The sequence below is a fragment of the Kitasatospora sp. NPDC127121 genome, from assembly GCF_042677305.1.
In the GTDB taxonomy this organism is placed as follows: Bacteria; Actinomycetota; Actinomycetes; order Streptomycetales; family Streptomycetaceae; genus Kitasatospora.
The window spans coordinates 1-25,623 of record NZ_JBHXTQ010000029.1; the positions used below are offsets into that span (position 1 = coordinate 1).

General features: G+C 72.0%; 24 protein-coding genes and 1 tRNA gene. 18 read left to right on the plus strand and 7 right to left on the minus strand.

Translation table 11 applies throughout. The features are described from left to right. Window positions 1-42: 42 nt before the first annotated feature. On the minus strand, window positions 43-2,448 hold the full coding sequence (locus ACFVHI_RS16710; protein WP_380339878.1) for a germacradienol/geosmin synthase: 2,406 nt from the start codon (window positions 2,446-2,448) through the stop codon (window positions 43-45). Between the two features lie 344 nt (window positions 2,449-2,792). Between ACFVHI_RS16710 and ACFVHI_RS16715 the strand changes: the two genes are divergently transcribed. Further along, the gene (locus tag ACFVHI_RS16715; RefSeq protein ID WP_063348640.1) at window positions 2,793-3,428 is read left to right on the plus strand and encodes an HhH-GPD-type base excision DNA repair protein; all 636 of its coding nucleotides are present in this window, start codon (window positions 2,793-2,795) and stop codon (window positions 3,426-3,428) included. Between the two features lie 137 nt (window positions 3,429-3,565). On the opposite strand, the gene ACFVHI_RS16720 is transcribed toward ACFVHI_RS16715, so the two are convergent. Continuing rightward, a complete protein-coding gene (locus ACFVHI_RS16720; protein ID WP_380339881.1) occupies window positions 3,566-5,086 on the minus strand; it encodes an MFS transporter in 1,521 nt (506 codons plus the stop codon). Between ACFVHI_RS16720 and ACFVHI_RS16725 the strand changes: the two genes are divergently transcribed. Together ACFVHI_RS16725 and ACFVHI_RS16730 are read left to right on the plus strand one after the other, a co-directional pair. Further along, the gene (locus ACFVHI_RS16725) at window positions 5,019-5,207 is read left to right on the plus strand and encodes a hypothetical protein (protein ID WP_380339984.1); all 189 of its coding nucleotides are present in this window, start codon (window positions 5,019-5,021) and stop codon (window positions 5,205-5,207) included. The two genes, ACFVHI_RS16720 and ACFVHI_RS16725, sit on opposite strands and share 68 nt — an antisense overlap. Before the next feature lie 38 nt (window positions 5,208-5,245). Further along, window positions 5,246-6,211, plus strand: a complete 966-nt coding sequence (locus ACFVHI_RS16730; RefSeq protein ID WP_363370701.1) for a YafY family protein — start codon at window positions 5,246-5,248, stop codon at window positions 6,209-6,211. 87 nt (window positions 6,212-6,298) lie between these two features. Here ACFVHI_RS16730 and ACFVHI_RS16735 read toward each other — a convergent pair whose 3' ends face one another. Both ACFVHI_RS16735 and ACFVHI_RS16740 read right to left on the minus strand, forming a co-directional pair. Beyond that, the gene (locus tag ACFVHI_RS16735; RefSeq protein ID WP_380339884.1) at window positions 6,299-7,180 is read right to left on the minus strand and encodes a hypothetical protein; all 882 of its coding nucleotides are present in this window, start codon (window positions 7,178-7,180) and stop codon (window positions 6,299-6,301) included. Between the two features lie 5 nt (window positions 7,181-7,185). After that, window positions 7,186-7,704, minus strand: coding sequence for a YbhB/YbcL family Raf kinase inhibitor-like protein (locus ACFVHI_RS16740; protein WP_380339886.1), 519 nt, complete (start codon window positions 7,702-7,704; stop codon window positions 7,186-7,188). A gap of 255 nt (window positions 7,705-7,959) precedes the next feature. Here ACFVHI_RS16740 and ACFVHI_RS16745 point away from each other — a divergent pair, with 255 nt between their 5' ends. Continuing rightward, window positions 7,960-9,126, plus strand: a complete 1,167-nt coding sequence (locus tag ACFVHI_RS16745) for a hypothetical protein (protein WP_380339889.1) — start codon at window positions 7,960-7,962, stop codon at window positions 9,124-9,126. A gap of 26 nt (window positions 9,127-9,152) precedes the next feature. On the opposite strand, the gene ACFVHI_RS16750 is transcribed toward ACFVHI_RS16745, so the two are convergent. Further along, window positions 9,153-10,718, minus strand: a complete 1,566-nt coding sequence (locus ACFVHI_RS16750) for a helicase HerA-like domain-containing protein (RefSeq protein WP_380339892.1) — start codon at window positions 10,716-10,718, stop codon at window positions 9,153-9,155. Between the two features lie 202 nt (window positions 10,719-10,920). Between ACFVHI_RS16750 and ACFVHI_RS16755 the strand changes: the two genes are divergently transcribed. Next, complete coding sequence (locus tag ACFVHI_RS16755) at window positions 10,921-11,217, plus strand: type II toxin-antitoxin system VapB family antitoxin (protein ID WP_063348635.1); 297 nt, start codon at window positions 10,921-10,923, stop codon at window positions 11,215-11,217. A 253-nt stretch (window positions 11,218-11,470) separates the two neighbouring features. After that, window positions 11,471-12,151 carry a LytR C-terminal domain-containing protein gene (locus ACFVHI_RS16760; RefSeq protein ID WP_208869181.1) on the plus strand — a complete coding sequence of 227 codons (681 nt, stop codon included), beginning with the start codon at window positions 11,471-11,473 and terminating at the stop codon, window positions 12,149-12,151. A 74-nt stretch (window positions 12,152-12,225) separates the two neighbouring features. Here the strand turns inward: ACFVHI_RS16760 and upp are convergent, their stop codons facing one another. Next, window positions 12,226-12,861, minus strand: a complete 636-nt coding sequence (upp, locus tag ACFVHI_RS16765) for a uracil phosphoribosyltransferase (RefSeq protein ID WP_063348633.1) — start codon at window positions 12,859-12,861, stop codon at window positions 12,226-12,228. Window positions 12,862-13,025: 164 nt separating this feature from the next. On the opposite strand from upp, the gene ACFVHI_RS16770 reads away from it, so the two are divergent. The 8 genes from ACFVHI_RS16770 (at window position 13,026) to ACFVHI_RS16805 (ending at window position 18,022) form a co-directional block, all read left to right on the plus strand. After that, the gene (locus ACFVHI_RS16770; protein ID WP_063348632.1) at window positions 13,026-13,262 is read left to right on the plus strand and encodes a hypothetical protein; all 237 of its coding nucleotides are present in this window, start codon (window positions 13,026-13,028) and stop codon (window positions 13,260-13,262) included. A 291-nt stretch (window positions 13,263-13,553) separates the two neighbouring features. After that, complete coding sequence (locus tag ACFVHI_RS16775; RefSeq protein ID WP_380339896.1) at window positions 13,554-14,090, plus strand: tRNA adenosine deaminase-associated protein; 537 nt, start codon at window positions 13,554-13,556, stop codon at window positions 14,088-14,090. A 63-nt stretch (window positions 14,091-14,153) separates the two neighbouring features. Next, entirely contained in the window at window positions 14,154-14,681 is a 528-nt protein-coding gene (tadA, locus tag ACFVHI_RS16780; protein WP_063348631.1) for a tRNA adenosine(34) deaminase TadA, read from the plus strand. Between the two features lie 92 nt (window positions 14,682-14,773). Next, window positions 14,774-14,860, plus strand: a tRNA-Ser gene (locus ACFVHI_RS16785). A 452-nt stretch (window positions 14,861-15,312) separates the two neighbouring features. Next, window positions 15,313-15,477 (plus strand): hypothetical protein, encoded by a 165-nt coding sequence (locus ACFVHI_RS16790; RefSeq protein WP_167745863.1) that lies wholly within the window; start codon window positions 15,313-15,315, stop codon window positions 15,475-15,477. A gap of 92 nt (window positions 15,478-15,569) precedes the next feature. Continuing rightward, the gene (locus ACFVHI_RS16795) at window positions 15,570-15,863 is read left to right on the plus strand and encodes a Dabb family protein (RefSeq protein WP_063348630.1); all 294 of its coding nucleotides are present in this window, start codon (window positions 15,570-15,572) and stop codon (window positions 15,861-15,863) included. A 338-nt stretch (window positions 15,864-16,201) separates the two neighbouring features. Next, the gene (locus ACFVHI_RS16800) at window positions 16,202-16,984 is read left to right on the plus strand and encodes an RNA polymerase sigma factor SigF (protein WP_244293642.1); all 783 of its coding nucleotides are present in this window, start codon (window positions 16,202-16,204) and stop codon (window positions 16,982-16,984) included. Window positions 16,985-17,128: 144 nt separating this feature from the next. Further along, entirely contained in the window at window positions 17,129-18,022 is an 894-nt protein-coding gene (locus ACFVHI_RS16805) for an RNA polymerase sigma factor SigF (protein WP_363370626.1), read from the plus strand. 45 nt (window positions 18,023-18,067) lie between these two features. On the opposite strand, the gene ACFVHI_RS16810 is transcribed toward ACFVHI_RS16805, so the two are convergent. Next, window positions 18,068-18,262, minus strand: a complete 195-nt coding sequence (locus ACFVHI_RS16810) for a hypothetical protein (protein WP_380339900.1) — start codon at window positions 18,260-18,262, stop codon at window positions 18,068-18,070. Between the two features lie 581 nt (window positions 18,263-18,843). Between ACFVHI_RS16810 and ACFVHI_RS16815 the strand changes: the two genes are divergently transcribed. The 4 genes from ACFVHI_RS16815 (at window position 18,844) to ACFVHI_RS16830 (ending at window position 25,609) form a co-directional block, all read left to right on the plus strand. Next, window positions 18,844-21,192, plus strand: coding sequence for a hypothetical protein (locus ACFVHI_RS16815; protein WP_380339903.1), 2,349 nt, complete (start codon window positions 18,844-18,846; stop codon window positions 21,190-21,192). A 114-nt stretch (window positions 21,193-21,306) separates the two neighbouring features. Then, entirely contained in the window at window positions 21,307-22,821 is a 1,515-nt protein-coding gene (gene pelF, locus ACFVHI_RS16820) for a GT4 family glycosyltransferase PelF (RefSeq protein ID WP_079135759.1), read from the plus strand. Window positions 22,822-22,894: 73 nt separating this feature from the next. Further along, window positions 22,895-24,412, plus strand: coding sequence for a hypothetical protein (locus ACFVHI_RS16825; protein ID WP_063348625.1), 1,518 nt, complete (start codon window positions 22,895-22,897; stop codon window positions 24,410-24,412). A gap of 204 nt (window positions 24,413-24,616) precedes the next feature. After that, window positions 24,617-25,609: a GDP-mannose 4,6-dehydratase gene (locus ACFVHI_RS16830; RefSeq protein WP_063348624.1), complete on the plus strand. Its 993-nt coding sequence runs from the start codon at window positions 24,617-24,619 to the stop codon at window positions 25,607-25,609. Window positions 25,610-25,623: the final 14 nt, after the last annotated feature.

Consider the following 25,623-nt stretch of genomic DNA (forward strand, 5'->3'; position numbering starts at 1 on the left):
GTCGGTGGTGCGGGCGGCGCGGTGGTCCACAGCACCCTCCGGTCAGCCCAGGGCCGCCACCCCGGCGGCCGGAGCCGCGCCGGCCAGCGGCGGGCGCAGCGAGGCCGTGCCCAGGCCGGTCGGGCCGAGCGGCACCGCGGCGGGCACGGCGGCGGGCGCGGGCAGTTCCTCGACCGCCGTCCCCGCCCTGAGCTGCCGCTCCGCGCCGAAGTGCCGCAGCAGGTCCTCCTCGCGGTACCGGCGGCAGTCCCGGTGCCAGACCAGGATGCCCGCGAGCCAGTGCTCCAGCTCCTTCACGTACCCGTCCAGCAGCTCCCGCGCTTCCGGCTCCAGCGCGAAGTCGTCGTACAGGACGGGGAGTTCCTTCGCCGCGACGTGCTGGAACTGGTCCAGCCGGGAGTGCATCAGGTCGTCGACGATCCGGACCGCCGACGGGTAGTCGCAGTTGAAGAAGTTCTGCACCACCAGGACGGCGTTGTGCACCTCGCCCTCGTACTCGACCTCCTTCTGGTACGAGAACAGGTCGTTCATCATGCACGCGTAGTCCGCGGCCGAGTTCTCCAGCGAACGCATCGAACCGTGCTCGTGCACCCCGGGCGGCACGGCCTTCCCGTGAGCGAGCCGGCTCAGGCTCATGGTGAGGTCGGAGCCGAAGGTGGCGCGGCGCATCTCCAGGTAGTCCACCGGGTCCGGAATCCGGTTCTGCACCTGGTTGTTGAGCTCCCAGATCCAGCTCGCGGTCATGTCCTCGACGGTCTGGCGGAACTTCCGCCGGGCGTCCGCCGTCATCGGGCCGGCGGTGCGCTCCCAGATGTCGGCGAGGCCGCGTTCCAGGGCGTTGGCGGGCTCGGGTGCGGGGCTGCCGTCCACCGGCATGAACAGCGGGAGCCGCTCGTTGGCGAGCTTGGCGCCGGCCAGGTCGCGGGTGCGTCCGAAGACCACCGGGTAGTAGTCGTCGGCCCAGGTCCCCCAGGCCAACCAGGCTGAGGAGACGTCGAGTTGGTCTGCGGTGGCGTTCGGGTGGATGCCGGCCGCGCAGAGCGGGAGGTCGTAGTCCCGCATGGACGCGGCGTCCCAGATGCCGGATCCGGGGATGCCGGGCTGCTCCGCCAGCAGGCCCATCCGCTCGGCCCACTCGATCACCCGCTCCCGCGCGCCGCCCAGGTGCGGGTTCAGGGTGGCCTCGAACGGCAGCTTGAACTCGGGCAGTCGGGACGGCCCGACGGGCTGGTACGGCAGGTGGCCGTGCGACCGGGCCCGCCGGACGGCCGGTCCGACGCCGCCCGGGCCGACCGGACTGGCCGCAGGTCCACCGCCGCCCATCGCCCCGCTGCGCAGGATGTCCAGCGCCGAGGTGCCCACCCCGCCGATCGCGAACGGGTCCCACCAGTTGCCGGCGCCGGGCAACGCGCCGCCCGTTCCCGCCGCGACGCGGCCGCCCGAACCGGCCGCCGCACCACCGCCGTTCATGTACCGGCTGGAGCGCATGTGCCACTCGTGGCCGCCGGACTGCCAGTCCTGGAGGCCCTTGACGTACGCCAGCACCCGGGCGCGGCCCTCGGGGGCGAGCCCGGTCTCGGCGAACAGCACGGGCAGTTCGGTGAACACGGTGTTCTCGAACTGCTGGAGCCGCGAGGTGAGCAGGTCGTTGACCGCCTCGGCGGCCTCCTGGGTGGAGCACTCCAGGAACTTCTCCAGCACCAGGATGCCGTTGCTCAGCTCGCCCTCGTCCTCCACCTCCCGCTGGTAGGAGAAGATGTCGTTGCGCAGGTGCACGCCGTCCGAGAAGGCGTCCATCAGCACCCGCAGCGCGCGCGAGCCGGAGACCTCCTTCGGGACCTCGGCGCCGGCCGCGTACTCGACCAGTTGGGCGGACCAGGGCGCGCCGCCCACCTTGCGGCGCATCTCGATGTACTCGACCGGGTTGGAGATCCGGCCGGCGTTGATGTTGGCGAGCTCCCAGAGCGACTCGTTGAGCAGGTTGCGGGTGCTCTCGGCGAAGCGGATCCGCCAGTCCTCGCCCATCACCGGCACGGTGCGCCGCCACAGGTCGGCCAGGCCCGCCTCGACCGGGTTCTCCGGCTCCGGCATCGGGGTGGCCGGGTCGGCCGGCATGAACAGCGGCAGCCGGTCGAGGTGCGCCTTGCCGGCCTCGCGGTCGTTGCTGCGCTTGAACATGTCGAGGAAGTGGTCGTCGAAGAAGAAGACCCACACGTACCAGTCGGTGACCAGCGAGAGCGCCTCGGCGGAGGCGTCGGGGTGGGTGTAGGCGCAGAGCAGGCCGTAGTCGTGGGCGTCCAGGTCGGCCTGGTCCCAGATGCCGGAGCCCTCCAGCATGCCCATCTCCCGTGCCCAGACGGAGGAATGGGCCCGGGCCTCGTCCAGATGGGGGTTGAGGCGTGCCGGGTGCGGCAGGTAGAAGGACGGCAGTTCGAACGGCTGGGTCACGGCGGGCGAGCCTTTCTGGACGCGTCGATTGCACCAAGAATGGCCCGCCGACAGGCCGCCGCACCGGCGCAACGGAAACAGTCATACAAGATGACCAGCCGCCTCCAACCCGCCTGCGCCGCCCTCCTCTTCGCCGCCCGACGCGGGCAAAAAGTACTCCGCCGGCTCTCCCGACCTCCGGATCGGGTGTCTCAGGCGGTCGCTCCGCCAACGAACAAGCCAGCTACGCCAAGGCCCTGGAACACCAAGACTTCCCCTGCTACGGGCGTGTTGACCGCCTCCGCCCCCGCCCCGTCCACCAGACTGGGCGCCGACCCGACGTCAACTCCGAGGAGGGCAAGCCCATGAACGTCACCGTCCGGCTCGCACAGCAGCCCGAGGCCGACGAACTGCTCGGACGGAGTGCGCTGGCCGCGCTCGTCGGCATGTTGCTTGACCAACAGGTGCCGATGGAATGGGCGTTCACCGGTCCGCTGACCATCGCCCAGCGGCTCGGACGCAACGACCTGGACGCCCGGGAGATCGCCGTGTACAACCCGGAGGAGTTCGTCGCCCTCCTGTCCGCGAAGCCCGCCGTGCACCGCTACCCGGCCGCGATGGCCAAACGGGTCCAGCAGCTCTGCCAGTTCCTGGTGGCGCAGTACGACGCCGACGCCGCCGCGCTCTGGAAGGACACCCGCACCGGCAAGGAACTGCTCAGCCGCCTCAACGCCCTGCCCGGTTTCGGCAAACAGAAGTCGCAGATCTTCCTGGCCCTGCTCGGCAAGCAGTACGGCGTGCGGCCGGAGGGCTGGCGCGAGGCGGCCGGAGCGTACGGCGAGGAGGGCGCGCACCGCTCGGTCGCCGACATCACCGGGCCCGAATCCCTCGACCTGGTACGGGAGTTCAAGCAGGAGATGAAGCGCGCCGCGAAGGAGGCCAAGTCCGCGGCGAAGACCACGACCCGGACGACGGCGGTGAGCACGGCCGGGGCGCGCTGAAAGCCGGTCGCCCGGCCGGCCCCGCCGGGGGCCGTTGCCGAGCCGCCGAGGAGTCCACCGCCGTACGGTCCATGGCCTCCCAGGATGCGTCGAGGGCCCCGGTCGCGCCGCGCGACCGGGGCCCTCAGCAGTGCCCGTCAGGCCAGGACGGGCTCCCGCTCGTCCGTCGGATCCGCCGCACCCGCCGTCGCCGGCGCGTCCACCGCACCCACCGCATCCGCGCCGGCCGGCGCGACCGCCTTGCGCCGCGGCAGCGCGAACATCAGCAGGAACACCACCAGCAGCGCCCCCGCGACCCACCACATCGCGTGGACGAACGCCCCGCCGAACGCGGTGCCCATCGCCTCCGGCGCGACCACGTCGTCCATCGCCCCGAAGAAGGCCACCGACACCAGCGCGAGCCCCAGCGCGTTCCCCATCTGCTGGACGGTGTTGATCAGCCCCGACGCCGAACCGGCGTGCGCGCGCGGCACCTCCGCCAGGATCGCGTCGGTGATCGGCGCGACGATCAGGCCCATCCCCAGGCCCATCACCACCAGCGGCAGCGCCATCTGCCAGGGCGCGATCGCCGTCCCGTACCGGTCCGCCTCCCAGATGTACGTCAGCACGCCCGCCGCCATCACCAGCGCGCCGGTCTGGAGCACCCGGCGTCCGAACCGGGGCACCAGCTTCTGCACGGACAGCCCGGCCGCGGCCGAGACGGCGAGCGAGAACGGGATGCCGGTGGAGCCGGCCTTGAGCGGGCTCCAGCCGAGGCCCAGCTGCATGTACAGCGTCCAGACCAGGAAGAAGATCCCGCAGACCACGCCGAAGGCCAGCTGCACGCCGATGCCGGCCGCGAAGCTCTTCACCCGGAACAGCGACAGCTCGACCAGCGGCGAGCCGTCCCGCCGCGTCTTGGCCTTCTCGTACGCCACGAACAGCGCGAACACCACCAGGCTGCCGGCCATCGACAGGTAGCCCCAGAGCGGCCAGCCGGCCTCCCGCCCGTGCGTCAGCGGGTAGATCAGCATCAGCAGGCCGACGCTCGCCAGCGCCACCCCGACCAGGTCCAGCTTGAGCGCCCGCTCGGCCTTCGACTCGTCGATGAAGCGGCGCCCGAGCAGCAGCCCGGCGATGCCGACCGGCAGGTTGATCAGGAAGATCGGGCGCCAGGCCAGGCCGAACAGGTCCCACTCGGTGAGCAGCGCGCCGATCAGCGGCCCGGAGACGGCGCCCAGACCGACCACCGCGCCGAACATGCCGAACACCTTGCCGCGCTCCTCCGCCGGGAAGGTCGCGTGGATGATCGACAGCACCTGCGGCACCATCATGGCCGCCGTGCCGCCCTGGAGCACCCGCATCCCGACCAGCATCTCGGGGCCGGAGGCCAGGCCGCACAGCGCGGACGCCACGGTGAACCCGCCGATGCCGATCAGGAACAGCCGCTTGCGGCCGTAGATGTCGCCCAGCCGGCCACCGGTGATCAGCCCGATCGCGAAGGCCAGCGCGTAGCCGCCGGTGACCCACTGGATGGCGCTGAAGGAGGCGCCGGTGTCCTCCTGGATGCTGGGGATGGCGATGTTGACGATGGTGACGTCCACCAGGTCCATGAAGGAGGCGACCATCACGATCGCCAGCGCGATCCACCTCCGTCGGTCCGCGTCCGCGGTCTTCATTCGGTACTCCTCATTCGTCCTGCTCGTCCTGCTCGTCCTGCTCGTCCTGCTCGTCCTGCTCGTCCTGCTCGCGCTGCTCGCACTGCTCGTCGGCACGTCCACGAGGGTACGGGGCATGTAGGTCAGATCCTGTCCCAGTTGTCCGGCATCCTGGACGGCATGACGGACACCCCCGCACGGCTGCTGAACCTGCTGTCCCTGCTGCAGACCCCGCGCGAGTGGCCCGGCAGCGAACTCGCCGAACGGCTCGGCGTCAGCCCCCGGACGATCCGGCGCGACATCGACCGGCTGCGCGACCTCGGCTACCCGGTGCAGGCCACCATGGGCGCGGTCGGCGGCTACCGGCTGGTCGCGGGGACGGCGATGCCGCCACTGCTGCTGGACGACGAGGAGGCCGTCGCCATCGCGGTCGGACTGCGGGCGGCCGCCGGGCACGCGGTGGTCGGCATAGAGGAGGCCTCGGTCCGCGCCCTCGCCAAGCTGCTCCAGGTGCTGCCGGGCCGCCTGCGGCACCGGGTGGGCGCGCTCAACACCGCCACCATGCCACTGCTCACCGGCGACGGCCCGACCGTCGACCCGGACGACCTCACCGTGCTCGCCGGTGCCGTCACCAACCGGGAGCGGCTGCGCTTCGCCTACCGGGCCGGCGACGGCGCCGAGACCAGACGCAACGTCGAACCCGAGCGGCTGGTCTCGGCCGGCCGCCGCTGGTACCTGGTCGGCTACGACCTGGACCGGGACGACTGGCGGCTCTTCCGCGTCGACCGCCTCAGCGAACCCCGCGCCACCGGCGCCCACTTCACCCCGCGCCCGCTCCCGGCCGAGGACGCCGCCGCGTACGTGGCGGGCAAGCTGCGCCGCCAGTCACCGGCCCGCGCCGTGGTCGCCACCGTGCACGCCCCGGCCGCGAACGTCCGGCGGCACTTCGACCGGGGCGACTCCGAGATCGAGCCGATCGACGAGCACCGCTGCCGGCTGCGCTCCCGCACGGACTCCCTGGAGTGGACGGCGGTGCGGCTGCTGACGCTGGACTGCGAGTTCGAGGTGCACGAGCCGCCGGAGCTGATCACCCACCTGCGCACCCTGGCCGCCCGCGCCGACCGGGCCACCCGCGCGGGCGGCTAGGGCGTGTTTCATAATTCCCGCCGGGCGCGCGACGCGAATTATGAAACACGCCCTAGGGCCCGCCCGGCAGGATCCGCCCGGCAGGCCCTAAGCCTCGATCCGGTACCAGCAGTCCCCCGCGCGGAACCACAGCGCGCCGTCCCGGCCGTGCGCCCGCACCCGGTCGAGCGCGCCGGGCACGCTCAGCTGCCGGCGCCGGGTCCGCTTCCACTCCTTGCCGATCAACTGGTACCAGGTCAACTCGCCGCCACTGGACAGGAAGACGCCCTGCCCGCCGCGGATCGCGAAGCCGACCGGCAGCCGGACCGGGCACGGCACGGTGGTCGACGGCCGGTCGACCGCGTCGATCCGGGTGAGGTGGCTGACCGACGGGCTCGGGTACCAGGCCAGCCAGGCGCTCCGGCCGTCGGTCGCGCCGGCCAGGCCCTCCAGCGGGTAGGACGGCAGCTTGTCCGGGCTCCACACCACCCGGCCCCGGGTGTCGGCGGCCCGCAGCCCGGCGGCCGCCATCGGGTGGTCGCCGTAGATGCCCTCGTCCCCGTAGGCCATCCAGATCCGGCCGTCCCGGTCGGTCACCAGCACCCGGACGTCGTCACCGAGGGCGAGCTCCCGTTCGAGCGCCCCGTCCGCGCCGTACACGGCCGCGTTGGGCAGCCACTCCTCCCCGTCCTGCTCGGCCCGGTACCCGGCCAGCAGCACCCGGCCGCCCGGCAGCAGCCCGAGGTGGTCGGGCGAGCAGGAGACACCGGACAGCGGCACCCGCCACTCCCCTTGCGGGGAAACCACGACCACCTCGCCGTCGAACGGCAGCCGGACCGGCGGCCAGGATCCGGCCGGCGCCAGGTACCGCTCCGGCACCACCAGGAGGGCCAGTTCCCCGGCCGGCCCGACCGTCCAGGCCACGGCCCTGCGACCGGCCGACCGGTCCTCCTCGGGCAGCCGCCAGACCTCGACCGGATCGTGGCCCACCGTGCTCAGACCCCGTACTCGGCGGTGAGCAGCGCCCGCCCCAGCGTGTGGAAGGTCAGGTGGAAGCCGATCTGGGCCGCCGGGGTGTCGGCGGAGACGTCCAGCTTCTCGACGTCCAGGGCGTGCACCGCGAAGACGTACCGGTGCGGGGCGCCGGGCGGCGGGGCGGCGCCGTCGTACTGGTGGCCGGGGAAGTCGTTGCGGCCGTGGAAGGAGGCCGCGCCGGGCAGGTCGTCGTCCGAGGAGCCGGCGCCGCGCGGCAGTTCGACCGTGTCGGCGGGCAGGTTGAGGGCGAGCCAGTGCCACCAGCCGGAGCCGGTGGGCGCGTCCGGGTCGTAGCAGGTGACGGCGATGCTCCGGGTGCCCTCGGGCAGCCCCGACCAGGCCAGCTGCGGCGACCGGTTGCCGCCGGCGTGGCTGAACTCCCCGGCCAGTGTGCCGCCGTCGGCGATGTCCTGGCTGGTCAGGGGGAAGGACGGCACCTGCGGCAGGAAGTCGTACGGCAGCGGCGGGCGAACGCTCATGGGGTGGTCACCTCTCAACGGGCCGTGGACGGCCTCGGGCTGAAGGACGCTGAAGAACACGGTCCGACGGGCACGGCCTGTCGGACACGGTCTGTCGGACACGGCTCACTGTAGTGGGGTGCCCGTCCGGTCCGGCCGCCCCGATCCGGTCGCCCCTCATGCGGGCCCGGTCCGCTCAAATCGCCAGGTATAGACCAATCCGGCCCCTGCGGCTAGCGTGGACAGCGCACCCGCCCCCAGCTCCGGAGCCGCACCGTGGAGTCGTCCGTCCTCGCCTTCGCCACCGACCTGCTCGACGAGGGCGCCGACACCTTCTTCGGCAACCTCACCGACCGCGCCGGGGTCGGCGGCGTCACCCTCGCCTCGGTCTACCACGAGGCCCGGGACGTCTTCCCGCACAACCCCCGCCGGGTGATCCGCTACCTGGAGCCCGGCGCGGCCTACTTCCGCCCCGATCCGGCCCGCTGGCGGGGCCGCCGGCTCGCGCCCGCCCCGTCCACCGCGATCGGCGACCGCGACCCCTTCGCCGAGGCCGCCGCCGAGACCCGCCGCCGGGGGCTGAAGCTGCACGCCTGGACGGTGTTCTGCCACAACGACCGGCTCGGCTTCGCCCACCCGGACTGCGCCCCGGCCAACGCCTTCGGCGACCGCCACCTCACCGAGCTCTGCCCGGCCCACCCGGAGGTCCGGGAGTACGCGCGGACCCTGGTCGCCGAGCTGGCCCGGTACGGCGTGGACGCGATCCGGGCCGAGTCCCTGCACTTCCACGGGCTGCGCCACGGCTACCACCACGAGCGCTACTTCGAGGAACTGGGCGCGGGCGCCGAGGCGCTGCTCGGCATCTGCTTCTGCCCGCACTGCCGCGCCGCCGCCACCCGCGCGGGCGTCCCGGCGGAGGAGGTCGCGGAGGCCGTCCGCACCGAGCTGCGCCGCCGGCTGGCCGACGAGGCGGCCGCCGCCGAGCCCGCCGACCTGAGCGCGCTCGCGGACGGCGCCCTGGCCGCCTACCTGGACGCCGCCACCACCACCGTCACCACGCTGGCCGCCGAACTGACCGAGGAGGCCCGGCTCCACGGCATGCGGCTGAGCTTCATGGACGGCGCCGGCCCGGGCAAGGGCTGGCTGTCCGGCATCGACCTGCCCGCGCTCGCCAAGGCGACCGACCAGATCGAGACGCTCGGCTACGCGAAGACCCCGGAGGCCGTCCGGGAGAAGATCGCCGCGTTCGCCCTGCACGGCGTCCGCCCGCAGGACATGGCGGTGATCCTGCGGCCGATGGCCTCGGACTGCGACGGCCCGGCGAACCTCGCCGCCAAGATCGCCACCCTGCGCGAACTGGGCGTCCCCGAGGTCGAGTTCTACAACTACGGCCTGATGCGGCTGTCCTCGCTCGACCGGATCGGCGCCGCCCTGGCCGGGTAAGGCTCCAGTCCTGCGGGGCCCGGCCGCTACCGCCGCCGCTTGGACGTCCCGAACAGGCTGCGCGAGATCTCCTGCCCGAGCTGCTTCCCGGCCGAACGCGCCAGGGACTTCACCGTCGGGTTGCTGAGCAGCGAATCGAGCAGCCCGCCCGCCCCCTTCGGCTCCTCCCGCCGCGGGGCGGGCTCCCGCTCCTTCGGCACCCTGGCCGGTGCGGCGGCCTCCGGCCTGGGCGCCCGCGCTGCCCGCGCCGCCAGCTTCTCGTACGCCGACTCCCGGTCGATCGCGTCCCGGTAGCGCGCCGTCAGCGGCGAGGCGTCGACGACGGCCCGCAGCGCGCCCGCCTCGATCGGCCCCATCAGGGACTGCGGCGCCCGCAGCCGGGTGGCCGCGACCGGCGTCGGCGCGCCCTTCTCGGAGAGCACCGTCACCACGGCCTCGCCGGTGCCGAGCGAGGTGAGCACCGCGCCGAGGTCGTAGGAGGAGCGCGGGAAGGTCGAGACGGTGGCCTTGAGCGCCTTGGCGTCGTCCGGGGTGAAGGCGCGCAGCGCGTGCTGCACCCGGTTGCCCAGCTGCGCGAGCACGTCGGAGGGGACGTCGCGCGGGGATTGGGTGACGAAGAAGATGCCCACGGCCTTCGAGCGGATCAGCCGGACGGTCTGGGTGATGGCCTCCAGGAAGGCCTTGGAGGCGCCCTTGAACAGCAGGTGCGCCTCGTCGAAGAAGAACACCAGCTTGGGCTTGTCCAGGTCGCCGACCTCGGGCAGTTCCTGGTAGAGGTCGGCGAGCAGCCACATCAGGAAGGTGGAGAACAGCCGCGGCCGGTCCTGGACGGCGGGCAGTTCCAGCACCGAGACGACGCCCCGGCCGTCCGGGGCGGTCCGCAGCAGTTCGGCGGTGTCGAACTCGGGCTCGCCGAAGAACGCCCCGGCGCCCTCGTTCTCCAGCAGGGTGAGCGCGCGCAGGATCACCCCGGCGGTGGCCGACGAGAGACCGCCGATGGTCCTCAGCTCCTCCTTGCCCTCGGGCGAGGCGAGGAAGGCGATGACGGCGGTGAGGTCCTTGAGGTCGTACAGCTCCAGGCCCTTGGTGTCGGCGTAGTGGAACACCAGGCTGAGCGAGGACTCCTGGGTCTCGTTCAGGTCGAGCACCTTGGCGAGCAGCAGCGGCCCGAAGCTGGTGACGGTGGCGCGGATCGGGATCCCGGCGCCCTGGCCGCCGAGCGAGTAGAACTCGACCGGGCAGCCCTGCGGGCTCCACTGCTGTCCGACCTCGACCGCGCGGGCGGCGGTGCGCTCGCTCGGCGCGCCGGGCGCGGCGACGCCGGAGACGTCCCCCTTGACGTCGGCGAGGAACACCGGCACGCCCTGGGCGGAGAGCTGTTCGGCGATCAGCTGGAGGGTCTTGGTCTTGCCGGTGCCGGTGGCGCCGGCGACCAGCCCGTGCCGGTTGAGCACCCCGAGCGGGATGCGCACCTGGGCGTCCGGGTAGGCGGTGCCGTCCAGCAGCACCGCGCCGAGGTCGAGGGCGGGCCCGGTGAAGGCGTACCCGTCGGCGATCTCCCGGACGGCCGACGGGGTGAGGGCGGAGGACATCGGGGCACTCTCCTGGGCGGTGCGGGGAGGCGGGGCGGGCCCGGAACCCGGTCCCGGGCGGGCCGTGTCCCGATCGGAACCCGGCGATGTTCGCGACATTTCCCATCAAACAGCCGCAATCGCCCTCCCGCAGCTCACACCCGAGCGCGTGGCGGCGTCGCGGCGGCTGCGCCATCCGCCGCCCAAACGGTAGGCTTTCCGTGTGATCTTCAAGCGCATCGGCAATGGGCGGCCGTACCCGGATCACGGCCGGACGAGCACCCGACAGTGGGCTGACGTCGCCCCACGCCCGGTGCGGCTCGACCAGCTGGTGACCACCAAGGGGCAACTCGACCTCGAAACCCTGCTCGCCGAGGACTCGACCTTCTACGGGGACCTCTTCGCGCACGTGGTGAAGTGGCGCGGCGACCTGTACCTGGAGGACGGACTGCACCGGGCGGTGCGGGCCGCACTGCAGCAGCGCCAGGTGCTGCACGCCCGGGTCCTCGAAATGGAATGACGGACCCTCTGCACGGGCTCCTGGACCGCCCCCTCGCCACCCGGCGGAGGGCGGTCCGCGCGTACCCGGGTACCTCCTTTCGGGTACCGGCGTACTCCAGATGATGATCATTTAGTACCTTCGCAGCCGGACGGCACTACGCTGCTGACTACGGCCGCGACCAGGGGATCCGCCCGCACCACGGGATCCACTCGCACCAGCCGATCCGTCATCCCGACCCCGCCCTGGCACGAGGGGGAGACAAACCGTGAGCATGTTGACTCCCCAAGGCCTCAAGGGGAAGCAGTACCGCGTCACCGGCAACGCCTATCCACGACTCGGCCGGCCCCCGAGGAAGAGCCGCAAGGTGATCTCCGGGCTCGCGAGCCTGCTCGCCCTGGCCCTGATCGGCCTCGGTGGCGTCCAGCTCTACGACATCTTCAGCGGGAAGAACAAGAACTCCTCCGCCCAGGCCTGCGTGACCCCGTCGGGCAAGCCGCTGGCCGCCCCCTCCCCGGGCGCCACGCCCGGTGCGCCCACCGGCTCCGGCGCGCCCGCCGCCCCGGGCGACCCGCACGCGATCCCGCAGCCGGCCGGCGTCACGGTGAACGTCTACAACGCCACCACCAAGGGCGGCCTGGCCGGCCGGACCGCCGAGGAGCTCAAGAAGCGCGGCTTCACCATCGGCAAGGTCGGCAACGCCCCGGCCGAACTGGACAAGAAGGTGCCCGGCACCGCCCAGGTGATCGCCGGCCCGGCCGGCGCCGGCGCCGCCACCCTGCTCGGCTCGCAGATCGCCGGGGCCACCACCACCGCCGACGCCCGCACCGACGGCACCGTGGACTTCGTGGTCGGCGACAGCTACAACGCCCTGCTGGACGAGACCCAGGCGGCCGCCGCCCTCGCCCTCGCGACCAAGCCGTCCCCCACCCCGACCGCCACCGGCAGCTGCTGAGGCCGGTCGTCCCGCGCAACAGGAGAGCCCCCCGGCACCGCGCCGGGGGGCTCTCGTCCGTTCGGGGGATCCGCTCAGCCGGCGGTGCCGTACAGGCGGTCGCCCGCGTCGCCGAGGCCGGGCACGATGTAGCCGTTCTCGTTGAGCCGCTCGTCCAGGGCGGCGGTGACCACGGTGACCGGCAGGCCGGCCAGCTCGCGCTTCATCACCTCGACGCCCTCGGGCGCGGCCAGCAGCACCACGGCGGTGACGTCGGTGGCGCCGCGCTCGATCAGCATCTTGATCGCCACGACGAGGGTGCCGCCGGTGGCCAGCATCGGGTCGAGCACGTAGACCTGGCGGCCGGAGAGGTCGTCCGGCATCCGGGTGGCGTAGGTGGAGGCCTCCAGGGTCTCCTCGTTGCGCACCATGCCGAGGAAGCCGACCTCGGCGGTCGGCAGCAGTCGGGTCATCCCGTCCAGCATGCCGAGACCGGCGCGCAGGATCGGCACGACCAGCGGGCGGGGGTAGCTGAGGCGGGTGCCGAGCGTGACCGCCACGGGGGTGGTGATCTCCACCTCGTCGGTGCGGACGTCCCGGGTGGCCTCGTAGGCGAGGAGGGTCACCAGCTCGTCGGTCAGGCGACGGAAAGTCGGCGAGTCGGTGCGCTCGTCGCGCAGGGTGGAGAGCTTGTGGGCCACCAGGGGGTGGTCGACGACGTGGAGACGCATGTATCGAGGTTAGCCCGGGTCTGCACGCCTGTACGACTCGCCGCGTGCCGACCGCCCCGTCGCCGGGGTGCACCCGGCCGTATCGCGCCGTGACGCCCCGCGAATGTCCGGACGGAAGCGCCTCCTGTGGTATCAACCGGGCTGATCTGGGAATGTCACGTCTTATGACGAGCAACCCGAACGCCGGGGACGGCTCGGCGGACGAGCCCGCAGGCCGGTCGGGCAATCGCCCCGGCCCGCCACAGGACCCCCCGGAGACCGAGGCGGACCGCCGCAGGCGGCGGGCCGTCTTCCTGCGCGAGCTCACCGAGGCCCGCGAACTCCGGGAGCGGGTCCAGCCCCGGCGGACCAAGGAACGGCGGATGCGCGAAGCCATGCGGATGCGAACCTTCCGGATCTGACGAGGATCCGCAGCGGTTCCGGCGCGGCTCCCCCTGCGGCTCCGCCGACCGGCCGGTCCGGATCCGGCGGGCCCCGGGCGGTGGCGCCGGCGCCACACCGGCCGCCGGCCGGCCCTTCCGACACGACCTGCAAAGACGCGCTGCCGAACACCCCCCGCAAGGGCGGGCTTTCTGTCACGATTCCGATGGGACGGTCCGAACGAGCGGACCGCCTCTGGCGCGGGGGCGGCCAGATTTTCGCGTTGCCCGAGCGCGCCGACAGCCGAGACCGAGATCTTGGGAGTGTCCCTGGTGGCGTACTTCGCTGCAGTGCTTGCTCGCACCGAGGACGGGTGGGATGTGAGCGAGACGGAGCTCGACGACGTCGAAACCCTCGCCGACCTGACCGAACTGGCCCGCGACTCCACGCAGGACGACGACAGCGTCCTGATCTTCATCGAACAGGAGGACGCCTGGTTCGCCATCGTCCGGGTGGACGGCGAGGAGGACCCGCGGATCTTCGTGTCCGACGGCGCCGCCGCCGCCCGCAGCTCCTACGGCTCCGTCCTCACCGACGAGCTGGTCGACCAGGCCGGTGAGAGCGAGTTCGGCGACCTGGACCACCTGGTCGTCGAGCTGGAGGAGGACGAGGAGGCGCAGGAGCAGGACGAGGACGCCCGCAGCGGCGTCCCGGTCGGCCCGCTCGGCGACGCCCACCTGCTCACCGAGTTCGGCCTGGCCGCCGAGGAGCTGCTCGCCCTCAGCGGCGAGGGCGCCGTCCCGGGCGACGCCCTGGAGGAGATCGCCGAGGCCCTCGGCTGCGGCGAGGTCCTGGGGGCGGTCCGGTAGCGGACGGTGACCAGGCCGGTGACCAGGCCAGTGCCCACCGCCGGATACCCGACACTGGATGCCATGCAGTCCGCATCCGCCCCGCAGGCCGTCCCCCGCATCGCCCCCCTGCCCGCCCCCGTCCGCCCCGACCCGGTCCGCGACCGCTGGGCGGCGCCGATGCGCCTCGCCATCGCCGAGGCCGCCCTGGCGCCGGCCACCGGCGACGTCCCGGTCGGGGCGCTCGTCCTGGGCCCGGACGGCGAGGTGATCGGGCGCGGCCACAACGAGCGCGAGGCGGTCGGCGACCCGACCGCGCACGCCGAGGTGGTCGCGATCCGGCAGGCGGCCGAACGGATCGGGGAGTGGCGGCTCAGCGGCTGCACCCTGGTCGTCACCCTGGAGCCCTGCACGATGTGCGCCGGTGCCATCGTGCTGTCCCGGATCGACCGGGTGGTCTACGGCGCCCTCGACGAGAAGGCCGGCGCGGCCGGCTCGCTCTTCGACGTGATGCGCGACCGCCGGCTCAACCACCGCCCCGAGGTGGTCTGGGGCGTCCTCGCCGACGAGTGCGGCGAGCAGCTGCGCGAGTTCTTCGAGTCCCACCGCTGACGTCCGGCGCCGACTTCCGCCGCCGGGTCCCCCGCCGGCCGCCCGGCCCGATGGATTTCGTCACCGCGCACCCGTCCGGTAGAGTTCCCCTCGGTAGCGTGTCCGAGCGGCCAAAGGAGCACGCCTCGAAAGCGTGTGTGGGGGCAACTTCACCGTGGGTTCGAATCCCACCGCTACCGCTGGAAAGCCCGAAGGCCCGTCCGATCCGGACGGGCCTTCGGCGTTTCCACGCACCCTCGAACGCGAAAAGGGCTCCGTACTCCGGGCTGATGACCACCAACGCCCGGAGAGTACGGAGCCTGGAAAGGGGGAGCGGCTCGGGGGGACGACCGCTCCCCCGGCGGAGTCCCACAACCGGCGCCGCGTCGGGGGGAAGCCGCGGCGCCCGGTCCCACAGCGGGGAGCTCCGGATCCACGCACCGGGGATTCCTGCCAGATCCTCGGCACGTCTTCCATCCTGCCGCCCGGGCCGCTTCCGGGCATCCGGAGAAAGGCCCCACTCACGGGGACCTTCGTCCCGCCGGGCGAACGCGTCGCACACTTGATAGCCCGTCCGATGGATAAGCTGCTTCCGCAGGGCCGCTCGGGGACCCGGATGGCGGCGGCCCACAGCAGGAGAGGACGACACCCGATGGCGCAGGCGAAGAAGATCGGCATGGCCCTCCTGCTCATCTTCGTCCTCTACTCGATCATCAGCTCGCCGGCCCGCTCCGCCCAGCTCGTCCAACTGGGCTTCGAGGGCATCTCGAACGCGGCCAAGGCGGTCGGTACCTTCATGACCGGACTGATCAAGTGAGCGCTCCGCTCGCGTAGGGCCCGTCGTCCCGCCCCGGCGCACCGGCTACGGTGTGCGGGACCCTCTGTCCCCGTCCGCGAGGAGCGGCAATCGTGATCCGGCATCTGGTCCTGTTCAAGCTCAACGAAGGCGTCCGCAAGGACGACGAGCGCGCGCTCGCCGGCGCCAAGGCGTTCGCCGAGCTGGGTTCGCTGATCCCCGAGCTGCGCGAGTGGGAGTGCGGCTGGAACACCACCGAGCGGGACATCGCCCACGACTACGCGATCAACAGCCTGGTCGAGGACCGCGACGCCCTGCACGCGTACCTGACCCACCCGGCCCATCAGGCCGCGGCCGGTCAGTGGCGCGAATTCGCCACCTGGGTGATCGCCGACATCGAGGTCTGACACCCGAGGCTCCCGGGTCCGTCCCTCGGACGGCCCGCCGCGCCCCGTCCGGCCACCGGACGGGGCGCCTTGCTCCGCCCCGGAACGATCCGTGCGGCGCCTGGGCGGGAAGCCCGGTGAAGCCCCGATGCCGCACCAACACACCTCCGCCGGGTGCTTGCCCGACCTGCGCCCGCCTTGTGATGCTATGACCGGTTTTGCCGGACATGGCGAGGTGGTGAAGCAGCCGCGACACCCGATCCGCAGGGCCCTTCGTTATCGACTGAGGGAGGGGTGACGTGTCCGACGAGGTACTGGCGTCGATCATCAGCCCGGCCGGCGAGCTCCGCCCGGACGGTCTGCGCGGCCCCGGCGGCCGCCCCGCGGTGGACGTCCGGACGCTGACCCGGGTGCTGTTCGAACGGCTCGCGGAGCTGCCCCCGGGCACCCCCGAGCGGGAGCGGGTCCGGGCCGCCCTGATCGAGGTGAACATCCCCCTGGTCCGCTACGCGGCCACCCGCTTCCGCAGCCGCAGCGAACCGATGGAGGACGTCGTCCAGGTCGGCACCATCGGCCTGATCAACGCGATCGACCGGTTCGACCCCACCCGCGGCGTCCAGTTCCCCACCTACGCACTGCCCACCATCCTCGGCGAGATCAAGCGCTACTTCCGGGACAACGTCCGCACCATGCACGTCCCGCGCCGGCTCCAGGAGCTGTGGGTCCAGGTCAGCGGCGCGATGGAGGAGCTGACGGTGCTGCACGGCCGGGCCCCCAAGGTGCCGGAGATCGCCGCCAGCCTGCGGATCCCCGAGGAGGACGTCCGGGCCTGCCTGGACGCCGGGCGGGCCTACAACGCGGCCTCGCTGGAGGCGGCGCAGGAGCACGAGGGCGGACTCGCCCTGCTGGACCGGCTCGGCTACGAGGACTCCGCGCTGGCCGAGGTCGAGCACCGGGACATGGTCCGCCACCTGCTGGTCCAGCTGCCCGAGCGGGAGCGGCGGATCGTGATGCTGCGGTTCTTCGCCAACCTGACCCAGTCGCAGATCAGCACCGAGCTGGGGATGTCCCAGATGCACGTCTCGCGGCTGCTCTCCCGCATCCTGACGAGGCTTCGGACCGGCAACTCCTGGGAAGACTGAGATTGCAGCGCGTTACCCTCGCGTGACATCTTGCGACGTTCGGGTTTGCCGTGCACCGTGTTCCGGTATGGAGGGGGAGGGCCCCCGCCGGGAACCTCCGTGCGACGGCCCCCGTTCAACTGTCAGTCACAAGGGGGTGGGCGCATGTCCGGAGAGCTGGGCACTGCGGAGATCCACGCTGGTCAGGCCAACGGTACGGCTGTCGCCGAGGACCGGATCCCGCTCCAGCGGGTCCCGGCCGCCGCGCCGCCCGGGCCCGAGACGCCGCCCGGCTCCGGGCTGGACACCCGGACGCTGTCGCGCTCGCTGTTCCTGCGGCTGGCCGCCCTGGAACCGGGCAGCGCGGAGCACACGTACGTCCGCGACACCCTGATCGAGCTCAACCTGCCGCTGGTCCGGTACGCCTCGGCGCGCTTCCGCAGCCGCAACGAGCCGATGGAGGACATCGTCCAGGTCGGCACCATCGGCCTGATCAAGGCGATCGACCGGTTCGACCCCGAGCGCGGGGTGGAGTTCCCCACCTTCGCGATGCCCACCGTGGTGGGCGAGATCAAACGCTTCTTCCGGGACACCAGCTGGTCGGTCCGGGTGCCCCGGCGGCTCCAGGAGCTGCGGCTGGCGCTCACCAAGGCCGGTGACGACCTGTCCCAGCGGCTGGACCGCTCCCCCACCGTCGCCGAACTGGCCACCTGCCTGGGGGTCAGCGAGGAGGACGTGGTCGAGGGCCTCGCGGTGGGCAACGCGTACACCGCCAGCTCGCTCGACTCCAGCCCCAGCGAGGAGGACGGCGACGGACCGCTGGCCGAGCGGCTCGGCTACGAGGACCTCGCGCTGGAAGGCGTCGAGTACCGGGAGTCGCTGAAGCCGCTGCTGGCCAAGCTGCCGCCGCGCGAGCGCCGGATCATCATGCTGCGGTTCTTCGGCAACCTCACCCAGTCGCAGATCGGCGACGAGATCGGCATCTCCCAGATGCACGTCTCCCGGCTGCTCACCAGGACGCTGACCCAGCTCCGTGAGGGCCTGATCAGCGAGGGCTGATCCTGCCTCGGGAGGCCACCCGTCGCCGTCCCGGCAGGCTGCGCGTCAGCCTGCCGGGACGGCGTCGTCCATCGCCCGGCCGACCACTGCGGCGGCGCGTTCGACGACGAGTTCGGCGGCGCGTTCGGCGGCGCGCAGGTAGTCGGCGAGGACGGTTCCGCGGTCGGCGCCGACGGCGTGCGCGCGGGGGCCGAAGTCGTCGGCAACGACATGGTTCAGGCCATCACCGCACAGGGCCACAGCACACCGCGGCGCCCGCCCGCCCGGCCGTCCAATAGCCGTCGGGATCACGGGCGTTGGCCTTACCGCGGCAGCCCGGGACTGCGCCCGACCAGCGCCGTTCGACCGGCTCCTGCGCCGCTTTCCGCCCGGCCCCGATTGCACCGGACTCGGTCCGCCGATCGACCGCGCGTGCACCTCCATTGCATATTCGGACTGTCACATGGCACAGCGGTGCCCGATATTGCATGAACCTGCCCAAGGCGTCGGCAAGATGTGCAAGAGTGTCATGCGCGACGACGACAGTGTAGGTGTCCGGTGGTCCGCCCAAGCCGCACGGGCGGTAACCAGGTGTAGCTCTCAGCTTCCGCTTTTTCATTCTCAATTCATTATTTGCATGGCCGGTCCGGTTCCGGTCACAATCGGCGCCTTCATGGCTTCGCCATGAACGTTGGTAACAGGTTCGCTGCACTCTCGCCCAATTGGTCCCTCGCAGAGGCCCCCCTCGACCAGGATGGGCGCCGGGCAGCCTGCTGCCCGCGAACAGCTACAGGGCAGGCGAGCGCTGAGCAGCGAGGCGCCTACCCAAGGGGAGGATCACCATGGGTCGAGCGACCCGAAGAGTTGCCGCGTGCGCGGCGGCAGTTCTGCTGGCCAGCGGCCTGCAGACCACCCTGGCCCACGGCGACACGCCGCCCAGGATCGACCTCACCATCCTGGTCATCGACGACGGAGGCCCGTCGGTCGCGGCGATCACCGCCGAACTCAAGAACCAGGGCACCCCGTACAAGGTCGTCAACCTCAACGACACCAACCGTCCCATCATCAACTCCGCTTTCCTCAGCGACACGGTGAACGGCCAGCCCCGCGGGAAGTACCAGGGCATCGTCCTTCCCAACGAAAACCCCTTCCCCAACAGTGCGGCCGAGATGACGGCCATCGCGGGCTACGAAGCTGCATTCGGAATCCGGCAGATCGACGCGTACACGTTCGCCAGTCCTGCGGTGGGGCTGAACTACGCGGTGAATCCCGGTTACTACGGCACGCTGGACGGATTCCAGGGCGCCACCACCACGGCCGGCACTTCGGGCCCGTTCGGGTACCTCAAGGGCAGCGTGCCGTTCGAGGACAACGATCCGACCGTCAGCGAGAGTTACGGCTACCTGGCCACGCCACTGGCCAACCTGCCGGCCGGCGCCTCGTTCGTCCCGCTGGTCGACGCCGCGATCCCGAGCACCACCTCGCGCGGTTCGCTGGTCGGCGAGTACACGCACGACGGCCGCAAGGAACTGGTCGTCACGTTCGTCTACAACCAGTACCAGCAGCAGTACCGCCTGCTCGCCCGCGGCATGGTCGACTGGATCACCCAGGGCGTCCACCTCGGCTACGACCGCAACTACTTCGCGGCCCACGTGGACGACGTCTTCCTGGCCGACGACCGCTGGGACACCGTGCTCAAGTGCACCCCCGGCGACGTCACCTGCCCGCCCGGCACCCCGGACACGGCCAACCCGATCCGGATGACGCCGGACGACGCCCAGCACCTCAAGCAGTGGCAGACCGCCAACAACTTCACCCTGGACATGGTGTTCAACGGTGGCGGCAGCGAGGACTGGAAGGCCGACCACCAGACCACGGTGGACCCCACGGTCAACCAGATGATCGCCGACCAGAACAGCTACCGCTGGGTCAACCACACCTACAGCCACCCGTACCTGGGCTGCGTCCAGGACGTCACCGTGGTGCCGTGGCGCTGCACCAAGGACTCCGCGGGCAAGACCGTCTGGACCGACCAGAACACCATCTCGGGCCAGATCAAGGACAACTTCGACTGGGCCGCCAAGAACGGCCTGAAGGTCGACCCGCAGGCCCTGGTCACCGGCGAGCACTCCGGTCTGCTGACCGCCCCGCAGGAGACCAGCGACAACCCGAACCTGGCGCCGGCGCTGGCCGCCAACGGCATCAAGTTCACCGGCAGCGACGCCTCCCGCGAGCCCGCCCAGCGGGCCGTCGGCTCGTCCACGCTGACCGTGCCGCGCTACCCGATGAACGTCTTCTACAACGCCGGCACGGCGAAGGAGGAGGCCGACGAGTACAACTGGATCTACACCAGCAAGGCCAACGGCGGCAGCGGCGTCTGTGAGAACAACGCCAACTCCACCTGCCTGACGCAGCCGCTGGACGCGAACACCGGCTTCCAGTCGTACATCGTGCCGCTGGAGGCCCGGATCGACCTCGGGCACGTACTGAGCAACGACCCGCGGCCGCACTTCATCCACCAGTCGAACCTGTCCGAGGACCGGATCCTCTACCCGGTGCTGGAGAAGATCCTCGGCACCTACCGGTCGCTGCACGCCGACAACACCCCGATCGTGAACCTCGGCGAGCGCGAGATCGGCCAGGAGTTCCAGCGCCGCGCCGCCTGGAACTCGGCCGTCTCGGCCGGCCAGGTCACCGGCTACCGGGTCGGCAACACCGTCACGGTCAACGCTCCGGCCGGTGTTCAGGTCCAGGCCACCATGCCGACCGGAACTTCTCAGAAGCTGGTCATCGGATCGACCGCCTTCGGTTCGTCCTACGCCGGTACGATCTCCGGTTGGGTGTCCCCGGGCACCCTGCAGAGCAGCGTCTCCCTGCAGCTCCCCTCGGCCGGCACCCCGGCCGCCCCGGCCGCCGTCGCCCCCGGCGTCGCGGCCAAGTCCGTCCCGGCCCCGGCCCCGGCGGACAAGAAGGTCGTCCCGCAGGGCGTCGCCACTCCCGTCCCGGTGGGCCCGAGCGACACCGGTCGTACCAGCGCCCCGACCCTGGTCCCCGGTAGCGGAACCCCGGTGCCCGGCAAGGACGTCGCCACCAACGGCAACGGCGGCACCGCCGCCGCCAAGAGCGGTAAGGCCACCGGGGGGGCGGCCTCGCTCGGCACCAGTACCACCGGACGCTCCGGCAACCGGTAGCCCGCAGCACCCGATGGCAGGGCCGGGCCGGTCGCCCGGTCCGGCCCTGCCTCGGGTCCCGTTCCGGCCACCCAGACCGGACACCGAAGCAAGGAACAGGAGGGGGGACAGGAGATGCGCGTCACCCTGCTCACCGAGGGGACGTATCCGCACCAGCACGGCGGTGTGAGTGTCTGGTGCGACCAGCTCGTTCAAGGCATGCCGGACGTCGACTTCGACGTCATCGCCGTCACTGGTACCGGCCAGGAGCCGCTGGCCTGGGAGCTGCCCGCCAACGTGCGGTCGGTCACGACCGCACCGCTGTGGGGCCCGGCCTCCGAGGCCGGACCGCCCCGCGGCAAGGAGATGCGGCGCTTCCTCAACGCGTACGAGCGCTTCCTCCACTCCATCCTCGATCCGGTCTACACCACCCACTTCGGCACCGAGCTGTACGGCTTCGCCGACCTCGCCCGGCGCGGGCTGCTCAGCCCGGCGCTGCGCAGCGAGCGCGCCCTGCGCACCCTCCAGCACGTCTGGACCCGGGACTACCTGCCCACGGCCGTCTCCCGGCCCACCATGCACGACGCCCTGAACGCCACCGACCTGCTGGAGCACGCCCTGCGGCCGCTCTCGGTCGAACCGCCCACCGGCGGCGTCGCGCACGCCGCCAGCGGCGGGCTGGCCACCCTGCCCGGGCTGATCGCCGCCCAGCAGTACGGCGTACCGTTTCTGCTCACCGAGCACGGCATCTACCTGCGCGAGCGCTACCTCGGCTACCGCACCGGCCCGTACCGCTGGCCGGTCAAGGCGCTGCTGCTCGGCTTCTACCGGATGCTCGCCGAGGAGAGCTACCGGCAGGCCGCGCTGGTCACCCCCGGCAACCGGTACAACCGGCGCTGGGAGGAGCGCGGCGGCACGCCGTCCGCCCACATCCGCACCGTCTACAACGGCGTGGACCCGGCGGCCTTCCCGCCCGCCGGGCCCGAACCCGAGACGCCGACCCTCAGCTGGGCCGGCCGGGTCGACCCGATCAAGGACCTGGAGACGCTGATCCGGGCCTTCGCCATCGTCCACCGTGAGATCCCCGAGGCGCGACTGCGGCTCTTCGGCGGAACCCCCAAGGGCGGCGAGGCCTACCGGGACGGCTGCATAGCCCTGGCCGCCGAACTCGGCATCGCCGACTCGGTGGCCTTCGAGGGCCGCGTCGCCGACATCACCGACGCGTACGCGGCGGGCAACGTGGTCATGCTCTCCAGCATCAGCGAGGGCTTCCCGTTCACCCTGATCGAGGCGATGTCCTGCGGCCGCGCGACCGTCTCGACCGACGTCGGCGGCGTCCGCGAAGCCGTCGGCGACACCGGACTCGTCGTCCCGCCCCGCGAACCCGAACCCATGGCGGCCGCCTCGATCGAGCTGCTGCGCGACGCCGAGCGGCGCGCCCGCCTGGGCGAACAGGCCCGACTGCGGGTCATCGAACAGTTCACGCTCCGCCAGAACATCGACGGCTTCCGGGGCATCTACACCGAACTCCTCGGCACCGCCCGCTGGATGCCGGACGGCGTGGTGGCCGTCACCGACCAGACCCCCACCACCGACTGGGACCAGCAGCTCGCCGCCGCCCAGCCCCAGCACAGCGAGGTGGGCGCGTGAACGAGCGGAGCGAGAGAACCATCGACAGGTGCGTGTACCGCGAAGCGGCCACCGAGCGCAGCGAGGTGGGAGCATGAGTGGCCCCCTGCGGCTCGTGGAGGACGAGGGCGGCTCCGAGCGGACGATGCAGCTGCGCACCCTGCCGCTCAAGCGCCGCCGCCCCACCCCGTCGGCCCAGCCCGAGCCCGAGGAGCAGCTCGACCTCTCCGCGGACCCACTGGACGAGCTCGCCGAGCGGCTGCACGACATCTGCGCCGATGCCGTCCACCCGTACGAGATCGCCGCGTTCCTGGAGTCCGACGGCCTCTCCGACGAGCAGGCCGCCCTGCTGTACGGCCGCCCCGACTCGTTCACCCTCGCCGAGGAGCTGTTCGAGAAGGTCGAGCGCCGCTACCCCGGCCCGAGCTCCGAGTTCGCCAACCCGTGGCGGGCCGACCCCTGGCGCTGCGTCGTGCGCGGCCTGGTGTTCGCCCTGCCCGGGCTCGGCTACCTGCTCGGCGCCAACCTGTTCGCGGCCACCCGGATGCGGTTCGGTCTGCCCTCCGGCATGCTCGCGCTGTCCGTCGCGACGCTGGTCAGCTGGGGCTTCAACCAGGCGCTGGCACACCGCTCGTACCGCTGGCTCGGCCGGCTGCGGCGCCGCGAGGCCGCGATCTGCCTGGCCCTCGGGGCGCCGCTGGGCGCGCTGGTCGCGTCCGCCGCGGCGTACGTGGTCGGCGGGCCGCTGGGCGCGCTCTTCTTCGCCGCCGGGCAGTCGCTGTACCTGGGCGCGGCCACCGTCCTGCTGGTGCTGGGGCGGGAGAAGTTCCTGCTGCTGGCGCTGGTTCCGGCCTCGGTGGGCGCGGGCGTGGTGCTGGCCGCGGACGTCCCGCAGGTCGTGCGGACGGTCGTGCTGCTCGTCTCGCTGGTGCTGGCGGTCGGCCTGGCCGCCCGGGAGCTGCTGTTCTGCATCCGGGGCGGCGAGAAGGAGTCCGTCGAGCTGAAACTGCCGATCCGCCAGGAGGTCCCGCACCTGCTGTTCGGCCTGGCCTGCGGCACCCTCACGCTGATCGCCGGTCTCGGCGAGACCATCCACCAGGCGGTGCAGACCGGTGCCGCGCACGGCGCGAAGGCCACCCCGACCGGACCGGCCATGATCGCGCTGACGCTCAGTCTCGGCCTCGCCGAGTGGCTGCTCTTCCGCTACCGGGCGATGGCCGTGGCCGCACTGCGCACCAGTCACACCAGCGGGCAGTTCACCCGCCGCACCGGCGGGATCCTGCTCGGCTGCCTGTTCATCTACCTCACCACCGTGGCCGCGCTGGACGCCGCCACGACCGTGCTGTGGCCCGGCGCCCCCGCGCTCGGCGTGCCGCAGCTCGGCGCGATGCTGCTCCTCGGCGGCTCGCTCTGGCTGGCGCTGCTGCTGAACGCCTTCGGGTTCAGCTGGAGCACCGCCCTCATCTGTCTGGCCGCCGCGGGTGCCGAGAGCGCCGGGCTGCTGACCGGTGCGGATCCGATCGTCCTGCAGCTGATCGGCTGCGGGGCGGCCGCCTTGCTCCTCACCGCCATCGCCGGGCCTGCGCTCGGCCGCACCACCCAGCACCGCTGAACACCGAACACCGAAATCACGCACGCCCAATTCGCGTGCACCGCTGGACCCGCTTCACCGAACACGCTCCACAACGCGCTTCACCCGAACACGCTTCACCCGAACGCGCTTCACCTCAACACGCTTCACGGCACAGCTGAACCACCACCGGCCGGTCGCCACCGGGAGTCCGGCCGTTCCCAAAATCGAGAGAGCGAATCACGCATGAGCAGCGTCGCGGTCACCGGAGCCGAGGGCTTCATCGGCTCCCACCTCGTCGAGTCCCTGGTCGCCGACGGGCACCAGGTCCGGGCGATGGTCCAGTACAACTCCTTCTCGTCCTTCGGCTGGCTGGAGACCCTGTCCAAGGAGGTGCTGGACTCGGTCGAGATCGTCCTCGGCGACGTCCGGGACCCGGGCTCGGTCAACGGCCTGGTCAAGGGCACCGAGGCGGTCTACCACCTGGCCGCCCTGATAGCGATCCCGTACTCCTACCTGGCCCCGCACTCGTACGTCGACACCAACGTCACCGGCACCCTGAACGTGCTGGAGGCGGTGCGCCACCAGGAGATCCCGCGCCTGGTGCACACCTCCACCAGCGAGACGTACGGCACCGCGCAGACCGTGCCGATCACCGAGGACCACCCGATCAACACCCAGTCCCCGTACGCCGCCTCCAAGGCCGGCGGGGACCGGCTGGCCGACAGCTACCACGCCAGCTTCGAGACCCCGGTCGTCACCCTGCGCCCGTTCAACACCTTCGGCCCGCGCCAGTCGATGCGTGCCGTCATCCCGACCGTGATCGCCCAGGTCGCCGCCGGCGAGACCGAGATCACCCTCGGCGACCTGCGCCCGACCCGCGACTTCATGTTCGTCAAGGACACCGCGCACGCGTTCCGCACGGTCGGCACCGCTCCCGCCGAGACCGTGGTCGGCAGGACCTTCAACGCCGGCACCGGTGGCGAGATCTCGGTCGGCGACCTGGTCTCCCTGGTCGGCAAGCTGATGGGCGTCGACCTCCTGGTGAAGGAGGACGAGCAGCGCATCCGCCCGGCCAACTCCGAGGTCATGCGCCTGGTCGCGGACGCCACCCGGCTGCGCGAGGCCACCGGCTGGGCCCCCCAGTTCACCCTGGAGCAGGGCCTGGAGCAGACCATCGAGTTCTTCCGCGACCCGGCCAACCTGGCCCGCTACAAGACCGACATCTACAACGTCTGACCGCCGTACCGATC